The 17,021-nt window shown below is 64.7% G+C and carries 15 protein-coding genes; 3 read left to right on the top strand and 12 right to left on the bottom strand.

Annotated elements, in window-relative coordinates; genetic code table 11:
- Positions 1 to 163: 163 nt before the first annotated feature.
- The 5 genes from ruvX to B0I08_RS02430 all read right to left on the bottom strand — a co-directional run bounded on the left by ruvX (position 164) and on the right by B0I08_RS02430 (position 5,957).
- Positions 164 to 622, bottom strand: a complete 459-nt coding sequence (gene ruvX / locus B0I08_RS02450; protein ID WP_106209446.1) for a Holliday junction resolvase RuvX — start codon at positions 620 to 622, stop codon at positions 164 to 166.
- Positions 622 to 3,276, bottom strand: coding sequence for an alanine--tRNA ligase (gene alaS / locus B0I08_RS02445; RefSeq protein ID WP_106209444.1), 2,655 nt, complete (start codon positions 3,274 to 3,276; stop codon positions 622 to 624). The genes ruvX and alaS overlap by 1 nt, the downstream gene beginning before the upstream one ends.
- An 82-nt stretch (positions 3,277 to 3,358) precedes the next feature.
- Complete coding sequence (locus B0I08_RS02440; RefSeq protein ID WP_106209442.1) at positions 3,359 to 3,583, bottom strand: hypothetical protein; 225 nt, start codon at positions 3,581 to 3,583, stop codon at positions 3,359 to 3,361.
- Between the two features lie 142 nt (positions 3,584 to 3,725).
- The gene (rpsD, locus tag B0I08_RS02435; protein WP_106209440.1) at positions 3,726 to 4,355 is read right to left on the bottom strand and encodes a 30S ribosomal protein S4; all 630 of its coding nucleotides are present in this window, start codon (positions 4,353 to 4,355) and stop codon (positions 3,726 to 3,728) included.
- Positions 4,356 to 4,610: 255 nt separating this feature from the next.
- Complete coding sequence (locus tag B0I08_RS02430) at positions 4,611 to 5,957, bottom strand: replication-associated recombination protein A (RefSeq protein ID WP_106209438.1); 1,347 nt, start codon at positions 5,955 to 5,957, stop codon at positions 4,611 to 4,613.
- Positions 5,958 to 6,090: 133 nt separating this feature from the next.
- Between B0I08_RS02430 and B0I08_RS02425 the strand changes: the two genes are divergently transcribed.
- The 3 genes from B0I08_RS02425 (at position 6,091) to B0I08_RS02415 (ending at position 8,994) form a co-directional block, all read left to right on the top strand.
- Positions 6,091 to 6,870, top strand: a complete 780-nt coding sequence (locus B0I08_RS02425) for a peptidylprolyl isomerase (RefSeq protein WP_106209436.1) — start codon at positions 6,091 to 6,093, stop codon at positions 6,868 to 6,870.
- 104 nt (positions 6,871 to 6,974) lie between these two features.
- Positions 6,975 to 8,207 (top strand): DUF349 domain-containing protein, encoded by a 1,233-nt coding sequence (locus B0I08_RS02420; protein ID WP_106209434.1) that lies wholly within the window; start codon positions 6,975 to 6,977, stop codon positions 8,205 to 8,207.
- Between the two features lie 127 nt (positions 8,208 to 8,334).
- A complete protein-coding gene (locus B0I08_RS02415) occupies positions 8,335 to 8,994 on the top strand; it encodes a type IV toxin-antitoxin system AbiEi family antitoxin (protein WP_106209433.1) in 660 nt (219 codons plus the stop codon).
- Here B0I08_RS02415 and B0I08_RS02410 read toward each other — a convergent pair.
- From B0I08_RS02410 to ruvC, 7 genes are all read right to left on the bottom strand, one after another.
- Positions 8,984 to 11,236, bottom strand: a complete 2,253-nt coding sequence (locus B0I08_RS02410; RefSeq protein ID WP_106209431.1) for a RelA/SpoT family protein — start codon at positions 11,234 to 11,236, stop codon at positions 8,984 to 8,986. The genes B0I08_RS02415 and B0I08_RS02410 overlap by 11 nt on opposite strands.
- An 83-nt stretch (positions 11,237 to 11,319) precedes the next feature.
- Positions 11,320 to 12,339 carry a protein translocase subunit SecF gene (gene secF / locus B0I08_RS02405; RefSeq protein WP_106209429.1) on the bottom strand — a complete coding sequence of 340 codons (1,020 nt, stop codon included), beginning with the start codon at positions 12,337 to 12,339 and terminating at the stop codon, positions 11,320 to 11,322.
- The gene (secD, locus tag B0I08_RS02400) at positions 12,336 to 14,072 is read right to left on the bottom strand and encodes a protein translocase subunit SecD (RefSeq protein ID WP_106209426.1); all 1,737 of its coding nucleotides are present in this window, start codon (positions 14,070 to 14,072) and stop codon (positions 12,336 to 12,338) included. Before secD ends, secF begins: the two co-directional genes overlap by 4 nt.
- A gap of 97 nt (positions 14,073 to 14,169) precedes the next feature.
- Positions 14,170 to 14,613, bottom strand: coding sequence for a preprotein translocase subunit YajC (locus B0I08_RS02395; protein ID WP_106209424.1), 444 nt, complete (start codon positions 14,611 to 14,613; stop codon positions 14,170 to 14,172).
- Positions 14,614 to 14,683: 70 nt separating this feature from the next.
- Positions 14,684 to 15,721: a Holliday junction branch migration DNA helicase RuvB gene (gene ruvB, locus B0I08_RS02390; RefSeq protein ID WP_106209422.1), complete on the bottom strand. Its 1,038-nt coding sequence runs from the start codon at positions 15,719 to 15,721 to the stop codon at positions 14,684 to 14,686.
- The gene (gene ruvA, locus B0I08_RS02385) at positions 15,718 to 16,368 is read right to left on the bottom strand and encodes a Holliday junction branch migration protein RuvA (protein ID WP_106209420.1); all 651 of its coding nucleotides are present in this window, start codon (positions 16,366 to 16,368) and stop codon (positions 15,718 to 15,720) included. Before ruvA ends, ruvB begins: the two co-directional genes overlap by 4 nt.
- Positions 16,365 to 17,021: a crossover junction endodeoxyribonuclease RuvC gene (gene ruvC / locus B0I08_RS02380; protein ID WP_106209418.1), complete on the bottom strand. Its 657-nt coding sequence runs from the start codon at positions 17,019 to 17,021 to the stop codon at positions 16,365 to 16,367. Before ruvC ends, ruvA begins: the two co-directional genes overlap by 4 nt.

The following is a 17,021-nucleotide window of genomic DNA, read 5'->3' as shown; positions in this document are numbered from 1 at the left end:
CGACGAGTCCGTTTCGTGAGCCTTCGCGCGTGTCTCGCTCTCACGCAACTGGCGCCGTGTGGGCGGAACGTAGGATGCCGCGGGGGGCAGCCGCACGCGGGCACCATCATCGGGCTGTGCTGGAACGGGGTTGTCCCGGTTCAGGTCGTCGGCCACAGGGTGTTTATCCTTCGTCCGCCTCGACAAGCACGCCCGGCGGTCGTCCCGCGGCGCGCTCGAAGTCGAGGGCATGTTGGACAATAATAACGGCTGCCACCTGGTCGATCACGGGACGTGAGCTTTTACTGTTTCTCCCGGCTGAACGCAGGGCAGCCTGGGCCGACACGGTCGACAGGCGTTCGTCCACCATCCGCACCGGGATTCCGGTCGCGGTTGCCAAGATTCGTGCGAAGGTCTCCGCGTCCTCCGTCGATGCAGTGTGTGTTCCCGCAAGCGACAGGGGCAAGCCAACGATGAACTCGGTCGCGTCCAGCTCGACGGCGATCGCCAGGATGCGCGCAACGTCGCCGTCTCCCCGCTTCACCGTCTCGACCGGGGTGGCGAGCATGCCGTGGAAGTCGGTACGGGCTACTCCGATCCGCACCTTCCCGACGTCGACACCGACGCGCACCCCGGTTCGCACTAGCCGGCGACGTTCGCGCTGATCGCCTGTAGGGCGGTGTCGATGGCGGTCAGGTCGGAGCCGCCGCCCTGCGCGAGGTCATCCTTGCCTCCCCCGCCACCGCCGAGAATGCCGGACGCGAGCTTCGCCAGGGCGCCGGCGCGCACGCCAGATTTGCGGGCCTCATCGTTCGTGGCAACGATCACGGCGGGCTTGCCAGACACGTCGGCCGCGAGGGCGACCACGGCCGCTTCCGACCCGAGCCGCTCCCGCACCGTTGTGGCGAGCGAGCGGAGTTCGTCAGTGGTTTTGACCGTTCCGACGTTCTCACTGATGAGACGAACCGCGCCGACGTGGGAGACACGCGACACCAACGCGGGCACCCGTGCTGCGAGCTCGGCCGCCTCGTACTGGGCGATGCGCTTCTCGGCGGCCTTGAGGTTCGTCACCAGGTCGGAGATACGCTCGGGCAACTGCTCTCGCGGAGTCTTGAGCGAGCTGGTCAGCTGGGAGACAATCGAGCGCTCGGTCGCGAGGTCCTTGAACGCGTCGAACCCCACGAGTGACTCGATGCGCCGGCTCGTCGAGCCGATTGAGGACTCGCCGACCAAGTTGATGAGGCCAACTTCGGCGGAGCGCGACACGTGGGTGCCGGCGCAGAGCTCGAGCGACCATGGGCCGCCGATTTCAACCACGCGAACCGTGTCGCCGTACTTCTCGCCGAATAGCGCCATTGCTCCCAGCGACTTCGCTTCGGCGAGCGGAAGGATACGGGTGGTCACCTCCAGATTCTCGAGGATGGCGTTGTTGGCGATGTTCTCGATCTCGCTGCGGGTCGCCGGAGACAGCGGCTGGTTCCAGTTGAAGTCGAGGCGCATGTAGCCGGCCTTGTTATACGAGCCAGCCTGATGCGCGTCAGAGCCGAGGGTCTGGCGCAGCGCCGCGTGAATGAGGTGGGTCGCGGAATGGGCCTGGGCCGCGGCGTGACGCCACACGGGGTCGACCACGCTGGTCGCGGCATCCCCCACTCCCACCTCGCCGCTGCGAACCTGCACTCGGTGACTGACCAGTCCCTTGATCGGGCGCTGCACGTCGAGCACTTCGAGGTCGAACCCCTTGCCCACGATGCTGCCCGCGTCGGCTTCCTGGCCGCCGGACTCCGGGTAGAGGGCGGTCTCGGCGAGAATGACCTCGGCGATATCACCGACCACCGCACGATCAACGGAGGCGCCATCAACGATGAGCCCGAGGATCGTGCTGTCGGTCTTGAGAAGTTCGTAGCCGGTGAACACCGTTTCGCCAAGCGCGCGGAAGTCGCCGTACACCGACAGGTCCGCCAGCGCGGTCTTCTTCGCCTTCGCATCGGCCTTGGCCATCGCACGTTGTTCGGACATGAGGGTATCGAAGGCGTCGCGGTCAACGCTCAGCCCCGCCTCTTCCGCCATCTCGAGGGTGAGGTCAATCGGAAAACCGAAGGTGTCGTGGAGCTGGAACGCGGTGTCTCCGGCGAGCTGCGTCGATCCCGTCTTCTGGGTCGTCGCGACGGCGAGGTCGAGGATGCTTGTGCCGCTCGCCAGAGTGCGGAGGAAGGTCTCTTCCTCGCCGAGAGCGAGGCGGGAGATGCGGTCGAACTCCGTGCCGACCTCCGGGTAAGCAGCCTTCATCGCATCGCGGGACGCGGGGAACAGTTCGCTGAAGCTCGGAGCGTCCACTCCCAGCAGGCGCATGGCGCGGATGGCGCGGCGCATCAGGCGACGAAGGATGTAGCCGCGGCCCTCGTTGCTGGGGCGCACACCGTCAGACATCAGCATCAAGGAGGAGCGCACGTGGTCTGCGATAACCCGCATCCGCACATCGTCGTCGTGATTGGCCCCGTAGCGGCGACCCGAGATCTCGGAAGCGCGATCCAGAACCGGTCGCACCTGGTCGATCTCGTACATGTTCTCGACACCCTGGGTCAGGAACGCGAGGCGCTCCATGCCCATTCCGGTGTCGATGTTCTTCTTCGGCAGCTCGCCGAGGATCTCAAAGTTCTTGCCACTGCCCTCGCCGCGCAGGTACTGCATAAAGACGAGGTTCCAGATCTCCACGTACCGGTCATCGTCCGTCGCGGGGCCGCCGTCGGCTCCGTAGGCGGGGCCTCGATCGAAGAAGATCTCCGAGCAGGGGCCAGCGGGTCCGGGCTGGCCGGTGGACCAGTAGTTCGTGTCCATGTCGAGTCGCTGGATGCGCTCGTCCGGCAGACCGGCGACCTGCTTCCACAGACGAATCGCCTCGTCGTCGTCCTTGTAGACGGTGACCCAGAGGTCCTTCTCCTGGAGCCCGAAGCCGCCGTCGGCCTCCGAGCTGGTGAGCAGTTCCCAGGCATAGGAAATTGCCTGTTCCTTGAAGTAATCGCCGAAGGAGAAGTTGCCGTTCATCTGGAAGAACGTGCCGTGCCGTGGCGTCTTGCCCACTTCTTCGATGTCCAGCGTGCGGATGCACTTTTGCACGCTGGTGGCGCGCGGGTACGGAGCTGGGACGAGCCCGGTGAGATAGGGAACGAACGGCACCATCCCGGCGACCGTAAAGAGCAGCGTCGGGTCGTCGCTCACCAGCGAGGCGGACGGTACAACCGTGTGCCCCCGGTCACCGAAAAAGTTGAGCCAGCGGCTTTGGATATCTGCGGTCTGCATGGGTTCCCGATTGTGCGTGTGGTGGAACGGCTAGAAGAAGCCGCCGGTCGTGCAAGGAGAAAACTGTTGGAGCGGACGAGCCCTAGAGCCGACGGGTCAGGTTGTCGAGCGTGGCCTCCGCGTCGGCAGCGGTAGCCCGTAGCTCCGCCTCCCGTCCGCGATAGCCATCGACGACCGCGCCGCTGAACTCGCGCACCTTGCCGTCGATGTCATCAAAAAATCTCTTACCCGACGGGTGCCTCGACACCAGGTGCGCGACCACAAAACCGAGCACAACACCCACGGCAAGATAGGACAGCTTCTTCATACGGTTGTGCCTCCAGTGGGTCACGGAACGGGCGTTTCCAGCTTACTTTGTGGGCGGGACCAAAAATGCGGGCCACCCTGAGGTGGCCCGCATTTGGCACTTCTCGCCGAAACCGGCGAGGAGGTGGTGAAACTTGTTGGAACTAGCGAGCCGCGTAGTACTCCACGACGAGCTGAACTTCACAGGTCACGGGAACCTCGGCGCGCTTCGGGCGGCGTACGAGACGAGCCTGCAGCTTGTCGATCTCGACCTCAAGGTAGGTCGGGAGCTTCGGCAGAACGTCGACGTGGGCGCCGGCAGCGGAAACCTGGAAGATCTCCATGGCCTCGCTGGTCGGGTGCACGTGGATGAGCTGTCCGGGCTTGACGCGGAACGACGGACGGTCCACGCGCTGGCCGTCAACCATGATGTGGCGGTGAACGATCATCTGGCGAGCCTGGGCGGTCGTGCGGGCGATACCGGCACGGACAACCAGTGCGTCCAGACGCATCTCGAGGAGCTCAACCAGGTTCTCACCGGTCAGGCCGGCGCCGCGGCGCGCTTCCTGGAAGACGATCTTCATCTGTGCTTCGCGAATGCCGTACTGGGCGCGTAGGCGCTGCTTCTCGCGCAGACGAACGGCGTAGTCACTGTCCTGCTTGCGCTTGGTGCGGCCGTGCTCACCCGGAGCGTACGGACGCTTCTCGAGGTACTTGGCTGCCTTCGGCGTGAGGGCGATGCCCAGCGCGCGCGAGAGGCGGGTCTTGCTACGGGTACGTGACTTAGTAGACACGGGGTCCTTTTCTCTAGATTGACGTTGGCAACCCGGCCGATCGCGTCCACGCATGAACGCACAACGGGGTGTCCGGTGAAAGTCAGAGGGATTTGCCGCGGGAACCGGTCGGCTACAGACCCTGTTCCCTTGACCTGTTCATCGCAGCAGCCGTGCGCGGTGAACCAGTGTTAGGCAGCGTCAAGGCTAGCACGAACGGCAGACCGGTGGCGAAGGGATCCGGCCGTGTTGCGCAGTGCTGGGGGCGCGATTTTTTTAGCGGCCGCGGATGATGCGTCGCAACTTTGACCAGCGGGCCGAGACATCCCGCTCATTGCCATGCTCGGTCGGCCGATAGTAGACGGTGCCGGCCAATTCATCCGGCAGGTATTGCTGCTCGACCACGCCAAGGTCGGAGTCGTGAGCGTAGATGTAGCCCTTGCCGTGACCGAGCCGTTTCGCCCCCTGATAGTGGGCGTCGCGCAGGTGCTTGGGCACGCGTCCGAAGTTGCCCGCGCGCACGTCGGCGATCGCGGCATCCAGCGCCATGTATGAGGCGTTTGATTTGGGTGCGGTCGCCAGGTACACCACCGCCTCCGCCAGCGGAATACGTCCTTCGGGCATGCCGATGAGCTGAACCGCGTCTGCGGCGGCCATGGCGATGAGCAGCGCCTGCGGGTCGGCCATTCCGATATCTTCCGCGGCACTGACGATCACCCGACGCGCGATGAAGCGGGGGTCCTCGCCTGCCTCGATCATCCTGGCGAGGTAGTGCAGAGCTGCATCGACGTCTGACCCCCGCACGGACTTGATGAACGCGCTGATGACGTCGTAGTGCTCGTCGCCCTGCCGGTCGTACCGCAGCAGGGCGCGGTCAACAGCCAGGGCGACGGTCTCCTCGGTGACCACGGGCTTGGGTGCAGAAGCTCCGGAATCTGGCGCCGTCGTTGCTGTTGCCGACAGCGCGGCGGCCTCAAGCGCGGTCAGCGCGCGCCGAGCGTCGCCCGAAGCCAGGCGGATGAGGGTGGTCCGCGCCTCGGGACTCAGGGTGATTTTGTCGGCGAGCCCGCGCTGATCAAGAACCGCGCGATCAATGACGATTCCGAGGTCATCGTCGCTGAGCTGTTCGAGGGTCAACAGGAGCGAGCGGGACAACAGCGGGGAGATCACGGAGAACGACGGGTTTTCGGTCGTCGCGGCGATAAGGATCACCCAGCCGTTCTCGACACCGGGCAACAGAGCGTCCTGTTGTGCCTTGCTGAAGCGGTGGATCTCGTCGAGGAACAAGACCGTGGTGAGGCCGTAGAGATCCCGGTTCGACAGCGCCTGTTCCATTGCCTTGCGCACGTCTGCGACGCCGGCGTTCACGGCGGACAGCTCGACGAAGTTACGCCCCGAGCTGTGCGCGATTGCCTGGGCCAGCGTCGTCTTGCCGGTACCCGGAGGCCCCCACAGGATGACGGAAACGGAACCCTGCTCGCCGGAGACATCCGAAGCAAGGCTGACCAGAGGAGACCCAGGGGTGAGCAAATGCTTCTGCCCGGCGACCTCGTCGAGGCTGGTCGGACGCATCCTCACCGCGAGGGGCGTTGCTCCGCCGCGTAGGCCCTGCCGCGTATCCATCCCCCAATCGTATCGGCGGCCCGGGTTGGCCAGCGCCGCAGCGGAGGTGCCCGCGCCGAGGAAGCATTTGGCCGGAACTGCCCTGCACCGTAAAGTTCAGGAGGGCAATCCCGCCCCGCCCTCTGGAGGACACGTGGCACCGAGCAAGAACACGGAACGCGAGGTTCGCGAGGCTCGCGATCGCCTGCGCCGCTACAACGCGCGACAGGCCGTGAATGCGCACCGGATCAAGCGCCGCCGCCGCGACAACATCATCGCCGTGGTTGGCCTTGTCGTCATCGCCGCACTCGCGACGACCGCGCAGGTTCTGTACTTCTCGGGCGGGCCAGGAACTCCCGAACCGACGGCCAGCGCGACATCCACCCCCGAGGCGAGCCTCAACGTCGGCGAAGTGCCGTCGCCGGATGTCGCGGAAGCGCGCACCTGGACGGGAACTCTCACCATCAATGACATCCCGCTCGCTGTCAGCCTCGACGGCGCCGCGGCCCCCCAGGCGGTTGCTTCGGTCATCACCGACGCCGCAAACGGGTACTACGACGGCTCCACCTGCCACCGCCTGGTGAACACGGAAAGCCTGAAGACCCTGCAGTGTGGGTCTGTAGACGGAACCGGCGCCATCGACACGACGTACAGCTTTGGTCCGATCGAGAACGCTCCGGCCGACGGACTGTACCCCACCGGCACCATTGCTCTCGCCAACGGTGGTACCGCGTACAGCCAGGACCACCAGTTCTTCATCATCCTGGGCGACAGCGTCCTGCCCACCGAGGGCGGCGGATACACCGTCATCGGCACGGTGACCAGCGGACTCGACATCCTGCAATCCACCGTCGCAGACGCCGGGATCGTCGACGGAGCAGAGGACGGGAGCCCGGTGGTCGCTACGACTATCAGCGGGTTTACTGTCCAGTAAGACAAGTAGGCCGCAACAAAACCAAATCCGCCGATCGCGGTGTGCAATAGGCTGGTAAACGGGTAGCCCGCACCAGTCGTCTCAAACAGCAAGGTGAAATCAACGTGGAATCGAACGAACAGGCTCCGTGGGGGCGCGTCGACGAGACGGGCACCGTTTATGTACGCGAAGAGTCCGGAGAACGCGTTGTCGGCCAGTATCCCGACGGCACCGCCGAAGAGGCCCTCGCCTACTTCGAACGGAAGTTCGTCGAACTTGCCGGCCAGGTGACCCTGCTGGAGCAGCGCGCCAAGCGTGGTGCGCCGGCGAACGACATCGCCAAGGCCGTCTCCTCCCTGACGGCGACAGTGACCGGCGCCAACGCTGTGGGTAACCTCGCTGCTCTTCAGGAGCGGCTCGCCGCGCTGGGTGGCGCCGTGAGTGAACTGACCGAGAAGCAGAGCGAAGAAGCGAAAGCTGCGGTCGCCGCCGCCCTCGCCGAGCGCACGGCACTCGTAGTCGAGGCAGAGACACTGGCGGCCGCCGACCCGGCCAAGGCGCAGTGGAAGCAGGTCACCGCAACCCTCGACGACATCTTTGCCCGCTGGCAGAAGCACCAGCAGGACGGTCCCCGCCTTCCCAAGAACGAGAGCAACGATCTCTGGAAGCGTTTCCGTGCCGCCCGCAGCACGATCGACCAGCACCGCAAGGCTTTCTTCGCCGAGCTGGACAGCACCCACAAGGACGCCCGTACGCGCAAGCAAGACCTTGTCGCCCGGGCGGAGGCGTTGGTGCCGAAGGGCGTCGATGGGATCCCCGGATACCGCGCACTGTTGGACGAGTGGAAGCTCGCGGGGCGCGCGGGTAAGAAGATCGACGACGCTCTATGGGCGAAGTTCAAGACCGCGGGCGACGCGCTGTACTCGGCGAAGTCCGAAGTCGACGCGCAGGACAACGTCGAGTTCGAAGCAAACCTGGCCCTGAAGCTCGCGCTGCTCGACGAGGCCGAACCGCTCCTCGGAGCCACCGACCGTGTCAAGGCCAAGGAGACGTTGCTGTCTATCCAGCGCCGCTGGGACGAAATCGGCAAGGTCCCCCGCGACAAGGTCAAGCCCATCGAGGATCGCCTGCGCAAGGTCGAGGCCGTTGTGCGCAAGCTCGACGAGGACCACTGGCAGCGCAGCAACCCGGAGAAGCAGGCACGCAGTGAGGGTCTGGCGAGCCAGCTCCACGCGGCAATCGCCAAGCTCGAGCGCGAGCTGGAAGACGCGAAGAAGAGCGGTAACGCCAAAAAGATCGCCGAGGCCGAGGAAGCGCTCAACGCCCGCAAAATCTGGCTGGACGCGCTCGGTTCGTAACGGCTCCCGGACAGTTTCGGTTCGACCGGCGCGGCCCTCCTCCCTCACGGAAGGTGGGCCGCGTTCGTCGTCCACAGATGTTTCTGACCAGCGACCGCCGCCGCCGTTGCACCCGCACCATTGCGGGATGACTCCTCGGCTTCCGTCCCTGTTTACCACCGCGGACTTTTCCGAAGCGGAGCTGTGTGCGCTGGTACTCGACGGCACCCTATACCGTGTGGGCGATTGCTTTTGTGTGATCGACGAACACCCGAGCGCCGCGCTGCGGGCGCGGTCGTTGGCCCTTGTTCTTCCCGATCGGCTCATTGCCGAGCGCCACACCGCCGCGTGGGTATGGGGTGCCCTGCCCGATCCGCCCGCCAGCCACCACGTGTGCGTCGACATCCGATCCCGGGTGCGCCCTCCCGGCTCGCGGCGGCTGATTGTGCGCGAGGTGGTGATCTCCGACGCGGAGACAGTCGAGTTCGCCGGCATCCGCGTCACGACTCCCCTGCGCACCGCAATCGACTTGGCCCGCTCCGTCGGCGACTTCGTCGACGCCGACATCACGGTTGTCGCCTGGCTGATGCGGATCGGCCAGCTGACCGTCGACGGCTGCGCGGCGGCGATGGACACACGCCGCAACCTACCGAACAAAAAGCTTGCTCTTACCCGTCTCGAGAACTCCGCTTCACGCGCCGAGCAGCTGCCCGTCGCCGAGGAACCGCTCGCGGCGGACCCCCTAGCCGTGCCACCGCTGGAACGCTACGGCGCTACGGCGCTGACAGGCTACGACGCTAGGAACTGACGCGGTAGACGTCGTAGACGGCGTCGATTCGGCGCACAGCGTTCAGAACCCGGTCCATGTGCGTGGTGTCCCCCATCTCGAAAACGAAGCGACTGAGCGCCAGCCGTTCGTTCGAGGTCGAAACGCTCGCGGACAGGATATTGACATGATGCTCGCTGAGCACCCGGGTCACATCAGACAGCAGTCCGGACCGGTCGAGGGCCTCGACCTGGATCTGCACGAGGAAGATGCTCTTCGACGACGGCGCCCATTCGACCTCGATCATCCGCTCGGGCTCCTGGAGCAGCGACTGCACGTTGTGGCAGTCGCTCCGATGCACAGACACCCCGGCTCCCCGGGTCACAAAGCCGACGATTTCGTCACCCGGCACGGGAGTGCAGCACTTCGCCAGCTTGACGAGGATGTCGGGTGCACCACGCACCAGCACGCCCGAGTCGCTGTGGCGCAACTGGCGGCTGACCGCCTTGGTGCCAAATGAGACTTCAGCGTCTTCGGTGTCCACCTCGGCCTGGAGAGAAGCGACCACTTTTTCGATGACCGACTGGGTCGAGATGTGACCTTCACCGACGGCGGCATAGAGCGCAGAGACATCCTCATATCTCATCTGCGCCGCGACCGCGGAAAACGAATCGTGACTCATCAGTTTCTGAAGCGGGAGGTTCTGTTTGCGCATGGCTCGTGCGATCGAGTCCTTGCCCTGCTCGATGGCCTCTTCGCGGCGCTCCTTGGTGAACCACTGCTTGATCTTGTTGCGGGCACGCGGGCTCTTGACGAAGTTGAGCCAGTCCTGACTCGGGCCGGAGTCGGGATTCTTCGATGTGAAGACCTCAACCGAGTCGCCGCTCTGGAGCTCGCTTTCGAGCGGCACCAGCCGGCCGTTGACCTTCGCACCCATCGTGCGGTGGCCGACCTCGGTGTGCACCGCGTAGGCGAAGTCGACGGGTGTCGCGCCCGCGGGGAGGCCGATGACCTTTCCCTTGGGCGTGAAGACGTAGACCTCCTTGGCACCGATCTCGAATCGCAGCGACTCGAGGAACTCCCCCGGGTCACTGGTTTCGGCCTGCCAATCGGAGATGTGCGCGAGCCACGCCATGTCAGAGTCCTGCTGGGTGACCGCTTCCGCGCCCTTGCCGCTGTTGACGCGCTGTTTGTACTTCCAGTGGGCAGCAACGCCGAACTCCGCACGCTGGTGCATCTCCGGGGTGCGGATCTGGATCTCCACCGCGCGGCCCTGCGGCCCGATGACCGTCGTGTGCAGCGACTGGTACAGGTTGAACTTGGGCGTGGCGATGTAGTCCTTGAAGCGGCCGGGGATCGGGTTCCACCTCGCGTGGATGGATCCCAAGACGGCGTAACAGTCGCGCACCGAGTTGACGAGAACACGGATACCCACAAGGTCGTAGATCTCGTCGAACTCGCGCCCGCGCACAATCATCTTTTGGTAGATCGAGTAATACTGCTTCGGGCGGCCGGCGACGGTTCCCCGGATTTTGGACGACTTGAGGTCATCCTTGACTGCGTCGATGACCTGTTGCACAAACTCTTCGCGTTGCGGGGTGCGCTGGCGAACGAGGCTTTCGATTTCCACGTACAACTTGGGGTGGATGACCGAGAAGGCGAGGTCTTCGAGCTCCCACTTGATGGTCTGGATACCCAGGCGATGGGCGAGAGGCGCGTAGATCTCGAGTGTCTCGGTCGCCTTGCGTACGGCGGATTCCTCTTCGACGAAGCCCCAGGTGCGCGCGTTGTGCAGGCGGTCGGCAAGTTTGATGACGAGGACGCGGATGTCCTTCGACATTGCGACCACCATCTTGCGCACGGTTTCCGCTTGGGCACTGTCGCCGTACTTGAGCTTGTCGAGCTTGGTGACACCGTCCACAAGCATCGCAACTTCGTCTCCGAAGTCGTTTCGCAGCATGTCGAGCGTGTAGTCGGTGTCTTCGACCGTGTCGTGCAGGAGCGCAGCGGCGAGCGTGACAGAACCGATTCCGAGATCCGCGAGGATCTGGGCGACGGCGACAGGGTGCGTGATGTACGGCTCGCCGCTTTTACGCTTCTGGCCGCGATGTGCCCGCTCGGCTGCCGCGTAAGCGCGTTCGATGAGTGCGACATCGGCCTTCGGGTGATGCAATCGAACGGTCTTGATCAGCCGGTCAACCGCGCCCGCGGGTTGCGCACGCGAGAAAATTCGCGGAATGAGCGCGCGCAGCGCAGAGGTGGATTGTGTGGTTGTCTCGGTCATGTCTCCACCTCTCGCGTCAAGTCTAAGCGAGAGGCGGCGTAGAGCCGGCCCCGCGCACTACGCCGCCAGCGGATGCCATCCCGCTATCGCACCGATCCGGAACGAACAGGCGTGCGGTCGATCGCGTCGGACTTCGGATTCTTCTGGCTTCGGGGAATCTCGTTCTCCCTCATCTGGGAGTAGAGCGGTGCCGCAATGAAGATCGTCGAGTAGGTCGCAACCAGAATTCCGATGAACAAGGACAGCGCGATGTCCAACAGCGTGCTGGCACCAAGCGCGTTCGCCCCGATAAAGAGGATGGCACCGACGGGCAGCGCCGCCACAACGGAGGTGTTGATGGAACGCACCAGGGTCTGGTTCACCGCGAGGTTGACCGCCTCCGGGAACGTGCGCTTCGAGTCTGGCCCGACCTCATCGGTGTTCTCCCTGATTTTGTCGAACACCACGACGGTGTCGTACAGGGAGTACCCGAGGATGGTGAGGATACCGATCACGGCGGAGGGGGTGACCTCAATGCCGAGAATGCCGTAGACGCCAGCGGTGATCACGAGGTCGTGCACGAGTGACACGATCGCGGCGACCGACATCTTCCAGGTGCGGAAGTACAGCGCCATAACGATGGCCGCGAGGACGAGGAACACCACCAGTGCCCTGATCGCGGACTCCGTGATGTCGGCGCCCCACGAGGGACCGATCGTCGAAACGTTGACCTCGGCTGCGGGCACGTCGTAAGCCTCGATGAGCGCGTCACGGACCTCGTTCGCCTCCGCCGGGCTAAGGGTCGAGGTCTGCACCCGAATGCCGTCGCCACCCACGACCGTGACCCGCGGGGACGCGTCTTCGACGGTGGCGTTCACCGTGTCGGTCGCGAGGTCCTGCGCGGCGATCGGGTCGTCGCTTACGCCGGCAATGTTGTCGACCTGAAACTGCGATCCCCCTCGGAACTCGATACCGAGAACAAAACCGCCGCGCGCGATGGGAATAAGGATGGAAGCGAGCAAGAGCAGCAGCGCAATGCCGTACCAGATCTTGCGGCGACCGACGAAGTCGATCGAGCGCTCCCCCGTGTAAAGGTCATTGCCGAATTTGGCGAAGCCCATCAGGAGTCCTTCCCATCAACGTGTGTATCCCGAGCCGCCCCGGTGAGGGCTCCGGCCTTGCGTTCGGCGATCGTCTGGCGACGAGCGGCTTCCCTGGTCGCGCCCGGCGTGGTTTTGGTGATCGCCGGTGAACGGAACTGGGCACGCCCGCGATATACCGCCCCGAGGGCGTCAGGGTCGAGTCCGGAGAGCTTGTGCCCGCTCGAGAAGAACCGCGTCTGTGCCATGAGTTGCAGCATCGGGTGAGTGAACAGGACGACGATAATGACGTCGATGATTGTGGTCAGTCCCAGCGTCAGTGCGAATCCACGGACGTTGCCGATCGCGAGAATATACAGAACGATCGCGGACAGGAGGTTGACGGCCTTCGCGGCATAGATTGTGCGCAGTGCACGCTTCCAGCCCGCCTCGACCGACGAAACCAGATTGCGGCCGTCGCGAAGCTCGTCGCGAATTCGCTCGAAATAGACGATGAACGAGTCGGCGGTGAAACCAATCGCGACAATCAAACCGGCCACACCGGCCAGGGAGAGTCGATACCCGTAGCGCCAGGACATGATGGCGATGACGAGGTAGGTCAGCACACCCGCCACGACCAGGGACGCCATCGTGACGAGGCCAAGCAGGCGGTACTGGAAGAGCGAGTAGATGAGCACCAGGATCAGGCCGATGATTCCAGCGATGAGCCCGCTGCGGAGCTGCGAATCTCCCAGGGTCGACGAGATCACTTCAGTGCTCTCCGTGGTGAAGGAGATCGGCAGCGCGCCGTACTTCAACTGGTCAGCGAGGGTCTTCGATGTCTCCTGCGTGAAGTTACCGGAGATCTGAGGCTCGCCATTGCTGATGACCGCGTTCGTGGTCGGCGCGGAGATCACGCGGCCGTCGAGGACGATCGCGAACTGGTTCTGCGATCCTTGCAGGTTGAACAGCCGCTCGGTGACCTCGGCGAACTGTTCGGTGCCCTCGTCATCGAAGACAATGTTCACCCCCCATTCACCTGTGCTGACGCCCGCACTCGTGGTGACGAGAGAATTTGTGGCGTCGCTGATGGTGTCGCCCGAGACTTCGACCGGGCCGAGAATGTACTTGAACTGGCCAAGATCGTCACAGGTGACGAGCGGCTCGTCGGCCGGAGCCACGTTTGTGGTCTCGGCAACTTCGCTGGCGCAGTCGAAGTTCGTGTACTGGTCGGCCAGCGCGTCCGTCACATAGGCGAGGTCGCTGGCGCTGGTCGGGCTGGTGGTCGGCACATCGTTCAGCGCGACCGACGGCGTTGGCTCCGGCGTCGGAGTGGCCGTCTCGGTTCCGTCTTCTCCGACAGCAGACGTGGCCGCCGCCTCGCTGACGAGGACCGGACGGAACTCGAGCTTCGCGGACGCCTCGATCCGCGAGAGGGTCTCGTCGTCCGGCACACCCGGGATAGAAACAACGATCTTCTGCCCGCTACCGCTGCCCTGCGTGGTGATTTCAGCCTCAGAGACACCGCTCGCATCGATGCGCTGCCGGATGATCGACACTGCCTGGCTGAGCTGATCGGCGGTGACCTCCTGCTCGCCCTCGAGTTGCGGGGCCAGGATTATCTGCGTGCCACCCTCAAGGTCGAGCGCCAGCTTCGGTGCCCATGATGCGGTCCCCCACAGAACCCCGGCGCCAAGCAGCGCCGTCAGCCCCAAAGTGATGACCAAAAGCCAGGACAGCGAACGCCAGGCCTTTCTGACCGGAGTCGATTTTGCCACCTGCGAACTCAGCTTTCTAAGAAATGTGCGCGCACGGAAGTTTCCGGCACACGAAATAGCGGTCCGCTTTGTGGCGGGCCGCACCCAAGGGTAGTGGTTACTCGTCGACCTTCTTGGACGGGGTGCCCGGCTGGCTCGGGTCGATACGCTCGCCGAACTCGGGGGCGACGTCGTCCTGCTTCTCGAGACTCGGCGCCTGCGAACGTTCCGCTTCTTCGCGGTTGGCGCGCTCGATGGCTTCCTCAACTGAGCGGGGAGCGTCTCCGGCGACGGCGTCAGTAGGGGTAACAACCTTTGCAACGGTCTGGCGGTGCACGCGAACGACGTTTCCGGGCGACGTCTCGATCTCAGCCACGTTGGACGCTTCGTCGATCGACAGCAGGGTGCCAAAAAGACCGAAGTTCGTCATCACTTCAACGCCGGGAACAATCTGCGCCTTGAGTGCCTCGGCGTCTGCCTTTCGCTTCCTGTTGTTCCGGAACATGAAGAACACGAGTACGGCGAGTACCGCGAGTAGGGCAATGTTAAATAGCTGGTCCATAAGAGGCCTTCCGAGGGGATGTGTTGGGCGGGCCCAGTTTAATCAGGCGGTCTGGGCGCACCATGGTGAATTATAGATCATTGCCAAAGAGCCCTTCCTGACTTCGCGGGGTGAGGCCGAAGTGCTGCCAGGCCTCACGGGTCGCCACGCGACCACGCGGAGTGCGGGTGATCAACCCAATTCGCACCAGGAACGGCTCCACCACGGACTCGACGGTTTCGGATTCTTCTCCGACCGACACAGCGAGGGTGTTCAGCCCGACGGGCCCACCGTCGAAGCGAGTGAGCAGGATCTCCATAACCGCGCGGTCGAGACGGTCCAACCCAAGCGGATCAACGTCATACAACTCCAGCGCAGCATGCACCGCCGTCAGCCCCGCATCGGACCCGTGCACCAATGCGTAGTCCCGCACCCGGCGAAGCAGGCGGTTTGCGATGCGCGGGGTGCCCCGGCAGCGGCCGGCGATCTCGGCCAGAGCCCGGCCGTCGATGGGGAGCTCAAGAAGCTGCGCCGCGCGGCGCAAGACCTGCTCAAGCTCGGCGTTGTCGTAGAACTCGAGGTGCGCGGTGAATCCGAATCGGTCCCGCAGGGGGTTAGGAAGCAGACCCGATCGTGTGGTGGCGCCCACGAGGGTGAACGGGGCGAGCTCGAGCGGAATGGACGTGGCTCCGGCACCCTTACCCACCATGATGTCGATCCGAAAGTCCTCCATCGCGAGATAGAGCATTTCCTCGGCCGAGCGCGCCATGCGGTGAATTTCATCGATGAACAAAATCTCGCCAGGGGTGAGAGAAGACAGCAACGCCGCGAGGTCGCCCGCGTGCTGAATCGCGGGACCGCTCGACATCCGCAGGGGGCGTCCACTCTCGTGCGCGACGATCATCGCGAGAGTGGTCTTGCCCAGCCCGGGAGGCCCAGCCAGCAGGATGTGGTCGGGGGTACGGTTTTGCAGCGCGGCGGCTTTCAGAAGCAGCTCGAGTTGCCCGCGCACCTTTCTCTGCCCGACAAATTCAGAGAGCGACTGCGGGCGCAGCGCGCCTTCAAACGCAAGTTCGGCCTCGGACTCGGGAACGGGCCGCAACAGCGGGTCGAGCGCGTCCGGGCTCATACGGTGCTCGCTGCCGAGTCGGCTTCGGCACGGGAGTTCGTCTGCAGTGCGGGCCCGAGCTGGGTGAGCGCAAGGCGCAGCAGCGCGGGAACGGCCGCACGATCCGCCGCTGAAGCGACCGCCACAGCGTCATCGACGGCTTGCGCCGCGACGCGCTCGTTCCACCCCAGACCGACCAGCGCGATGAGCACGTTGTCGGCCACACTCGTGGTCTTCGCGACAGGAGCGGGCCGCGCGGTTCGCGCAGTGACGAAGAGCTTGCCGGCGAGCGAAAGCACGATGAGTTTCGCGGTCTTCGGTCCAATTCCGCTGACCTTGCGAAACGCGGAGTCATCTTCGAGGGCCACCGCCTGAGCTATCTGCGCCGGCTCCATGGCCGCAAGCACTCCCATGGCCGACTTCGGACCGACGCCCGTGACCCCCCGCAGGGCATCGAACACGGCGAGTTCGTCGGCGTCGACGAACCCGAACAGGCTGAGGTCGTCTTCCCGGACGATCAGCGACGTGCGGAGAGTCGCCTCTGCGCCCACCCGCAACCCGAGCGCGTGCTGCGGGGTCACCTGGATCGCCAGACCCACTCCGCCGACCTCAACGACTGCCAGGTGTCCGGCGACGGACAGAACGGTGCCACGCACAGAAGAGATCATGTTCCCAGCCTACGAGCGACTACCGACTTCTCAGCCGCCCGCCACGCCTCCTGAGCGGGCGTCAGTCGAGAGCCGGCCGTGCTTGCACCCGCCGATCCGCCGCTACTGGCCGCAGCAGCGCCGCCGAGTGCGCTGACACTTCGTCCGACAGTGCCGTTACCGCCGCGCAGCGTTCCACCCGAGCGCCAGGCATGGCAGAGCGCCAGTGCGAGCGCGTCAGAGGCATCGGCGGGCGTCGGGGGCGAGTCGAGCCCGAGCACCCTGGCCACCATGGTCGCCACCTGCTTCTTATCCGCCGCGCCATAGCCCGTGACCGAAGCCTTCACTTCACTCGGGGTGTGCAGGCCGACAGCGAGTCCGCGACTCGAGGCGGTGTACATCGCGACGCCACTCGCCTGCGCCGTGCCCATCACGGTGCGCACATTGTGCTGGGCGAATACGCGCTCAAGGGCCACGGCGGCCGGGGCGAATTCGTCCAGCAGTGCTGCGATCCCCTCACCAATGGCGAGCAGACGCTGCTCAAGCGGCATGTCGGTGGGCGTGCGGATGACACTGACGTGTACCAGTCTCGCCGAGCGGGACGGTTCCACGTCGACCACGCCAACGCCGCACCGGGTGAGGCCGGGGTCAATCCCCAGCACCCGGAGAGACAC

This window comes from Glaciihabitans tibetensis (assembly GCF_003003265.1).
In the GTDB taxonomy this organism is placed as follows: Bacteria; Actinomycetota; Actinomycetes; order Actinomycetales; family Microbacteriaceae; genus Glaciihabitans; species Glaciihabitans tibetensis.
Note: the sequence above shows the minus strand (reverse complement) of the source record. Positions and strands in the feature narration are given on the sequence as shown.

Coding starts and splice junctions, on each gene's coding strand:
- alaS (WP_106209444.1), bottom strand. CDS start 3,276: ATGCAGACCGCAGATATCCAAAGCCGCTGGCTCAACTTTTTCGGTGAC.
- B0I08_RS02440 (WP_106209442.1), bottom strand. CDS start 3,583: ATGAAGAAGCTGTCCTATCTTGCCGTGGGTGTTGTGCTCGGTTTTGTG.
- B0I08_RS02430 (WP_106209438.1), bottom strand. CDS start 5,957: ATGGATACGCGGCAGGGCCTACGCGGCGGAGCAACGCCCCTCGCGGTG.
- B0I08_RS02415 (WP_106209433.1), top strand. CDS start 8,335: ATGACTCCTCGGCTTCCGTCCCTGTTTACCACCGCGGACTTTTCCGAA.
- B0I08_RS02410 (WP_106209431.1), bottom strand. CDS start 11,236: ATGACCGAGACAACCACACAATCCACCTCTGCGCTGCGCGCGCTCATT.
- B0I08_RS02395 (WP_106209424.1), bottom strand. CDS start 14,613: ATGGACCAGCTATTTAACATTGCCCTACTCGCGGTACTCGCCGTACTC.
- ruvB (WP_106209422.1), bottom strand. CDS start 15,721: ATGAGCCCGGACGCGCTCGACCCGCTGTTGCGGCCCGTTCCCGAGTCC.
- ruvA (WP_106209420.1), bottom strand. CDS start 16,368: ATGATCTCTTCTGTGCGTGGCACCGTTCTGTCCGTCGCCGGACACCTG.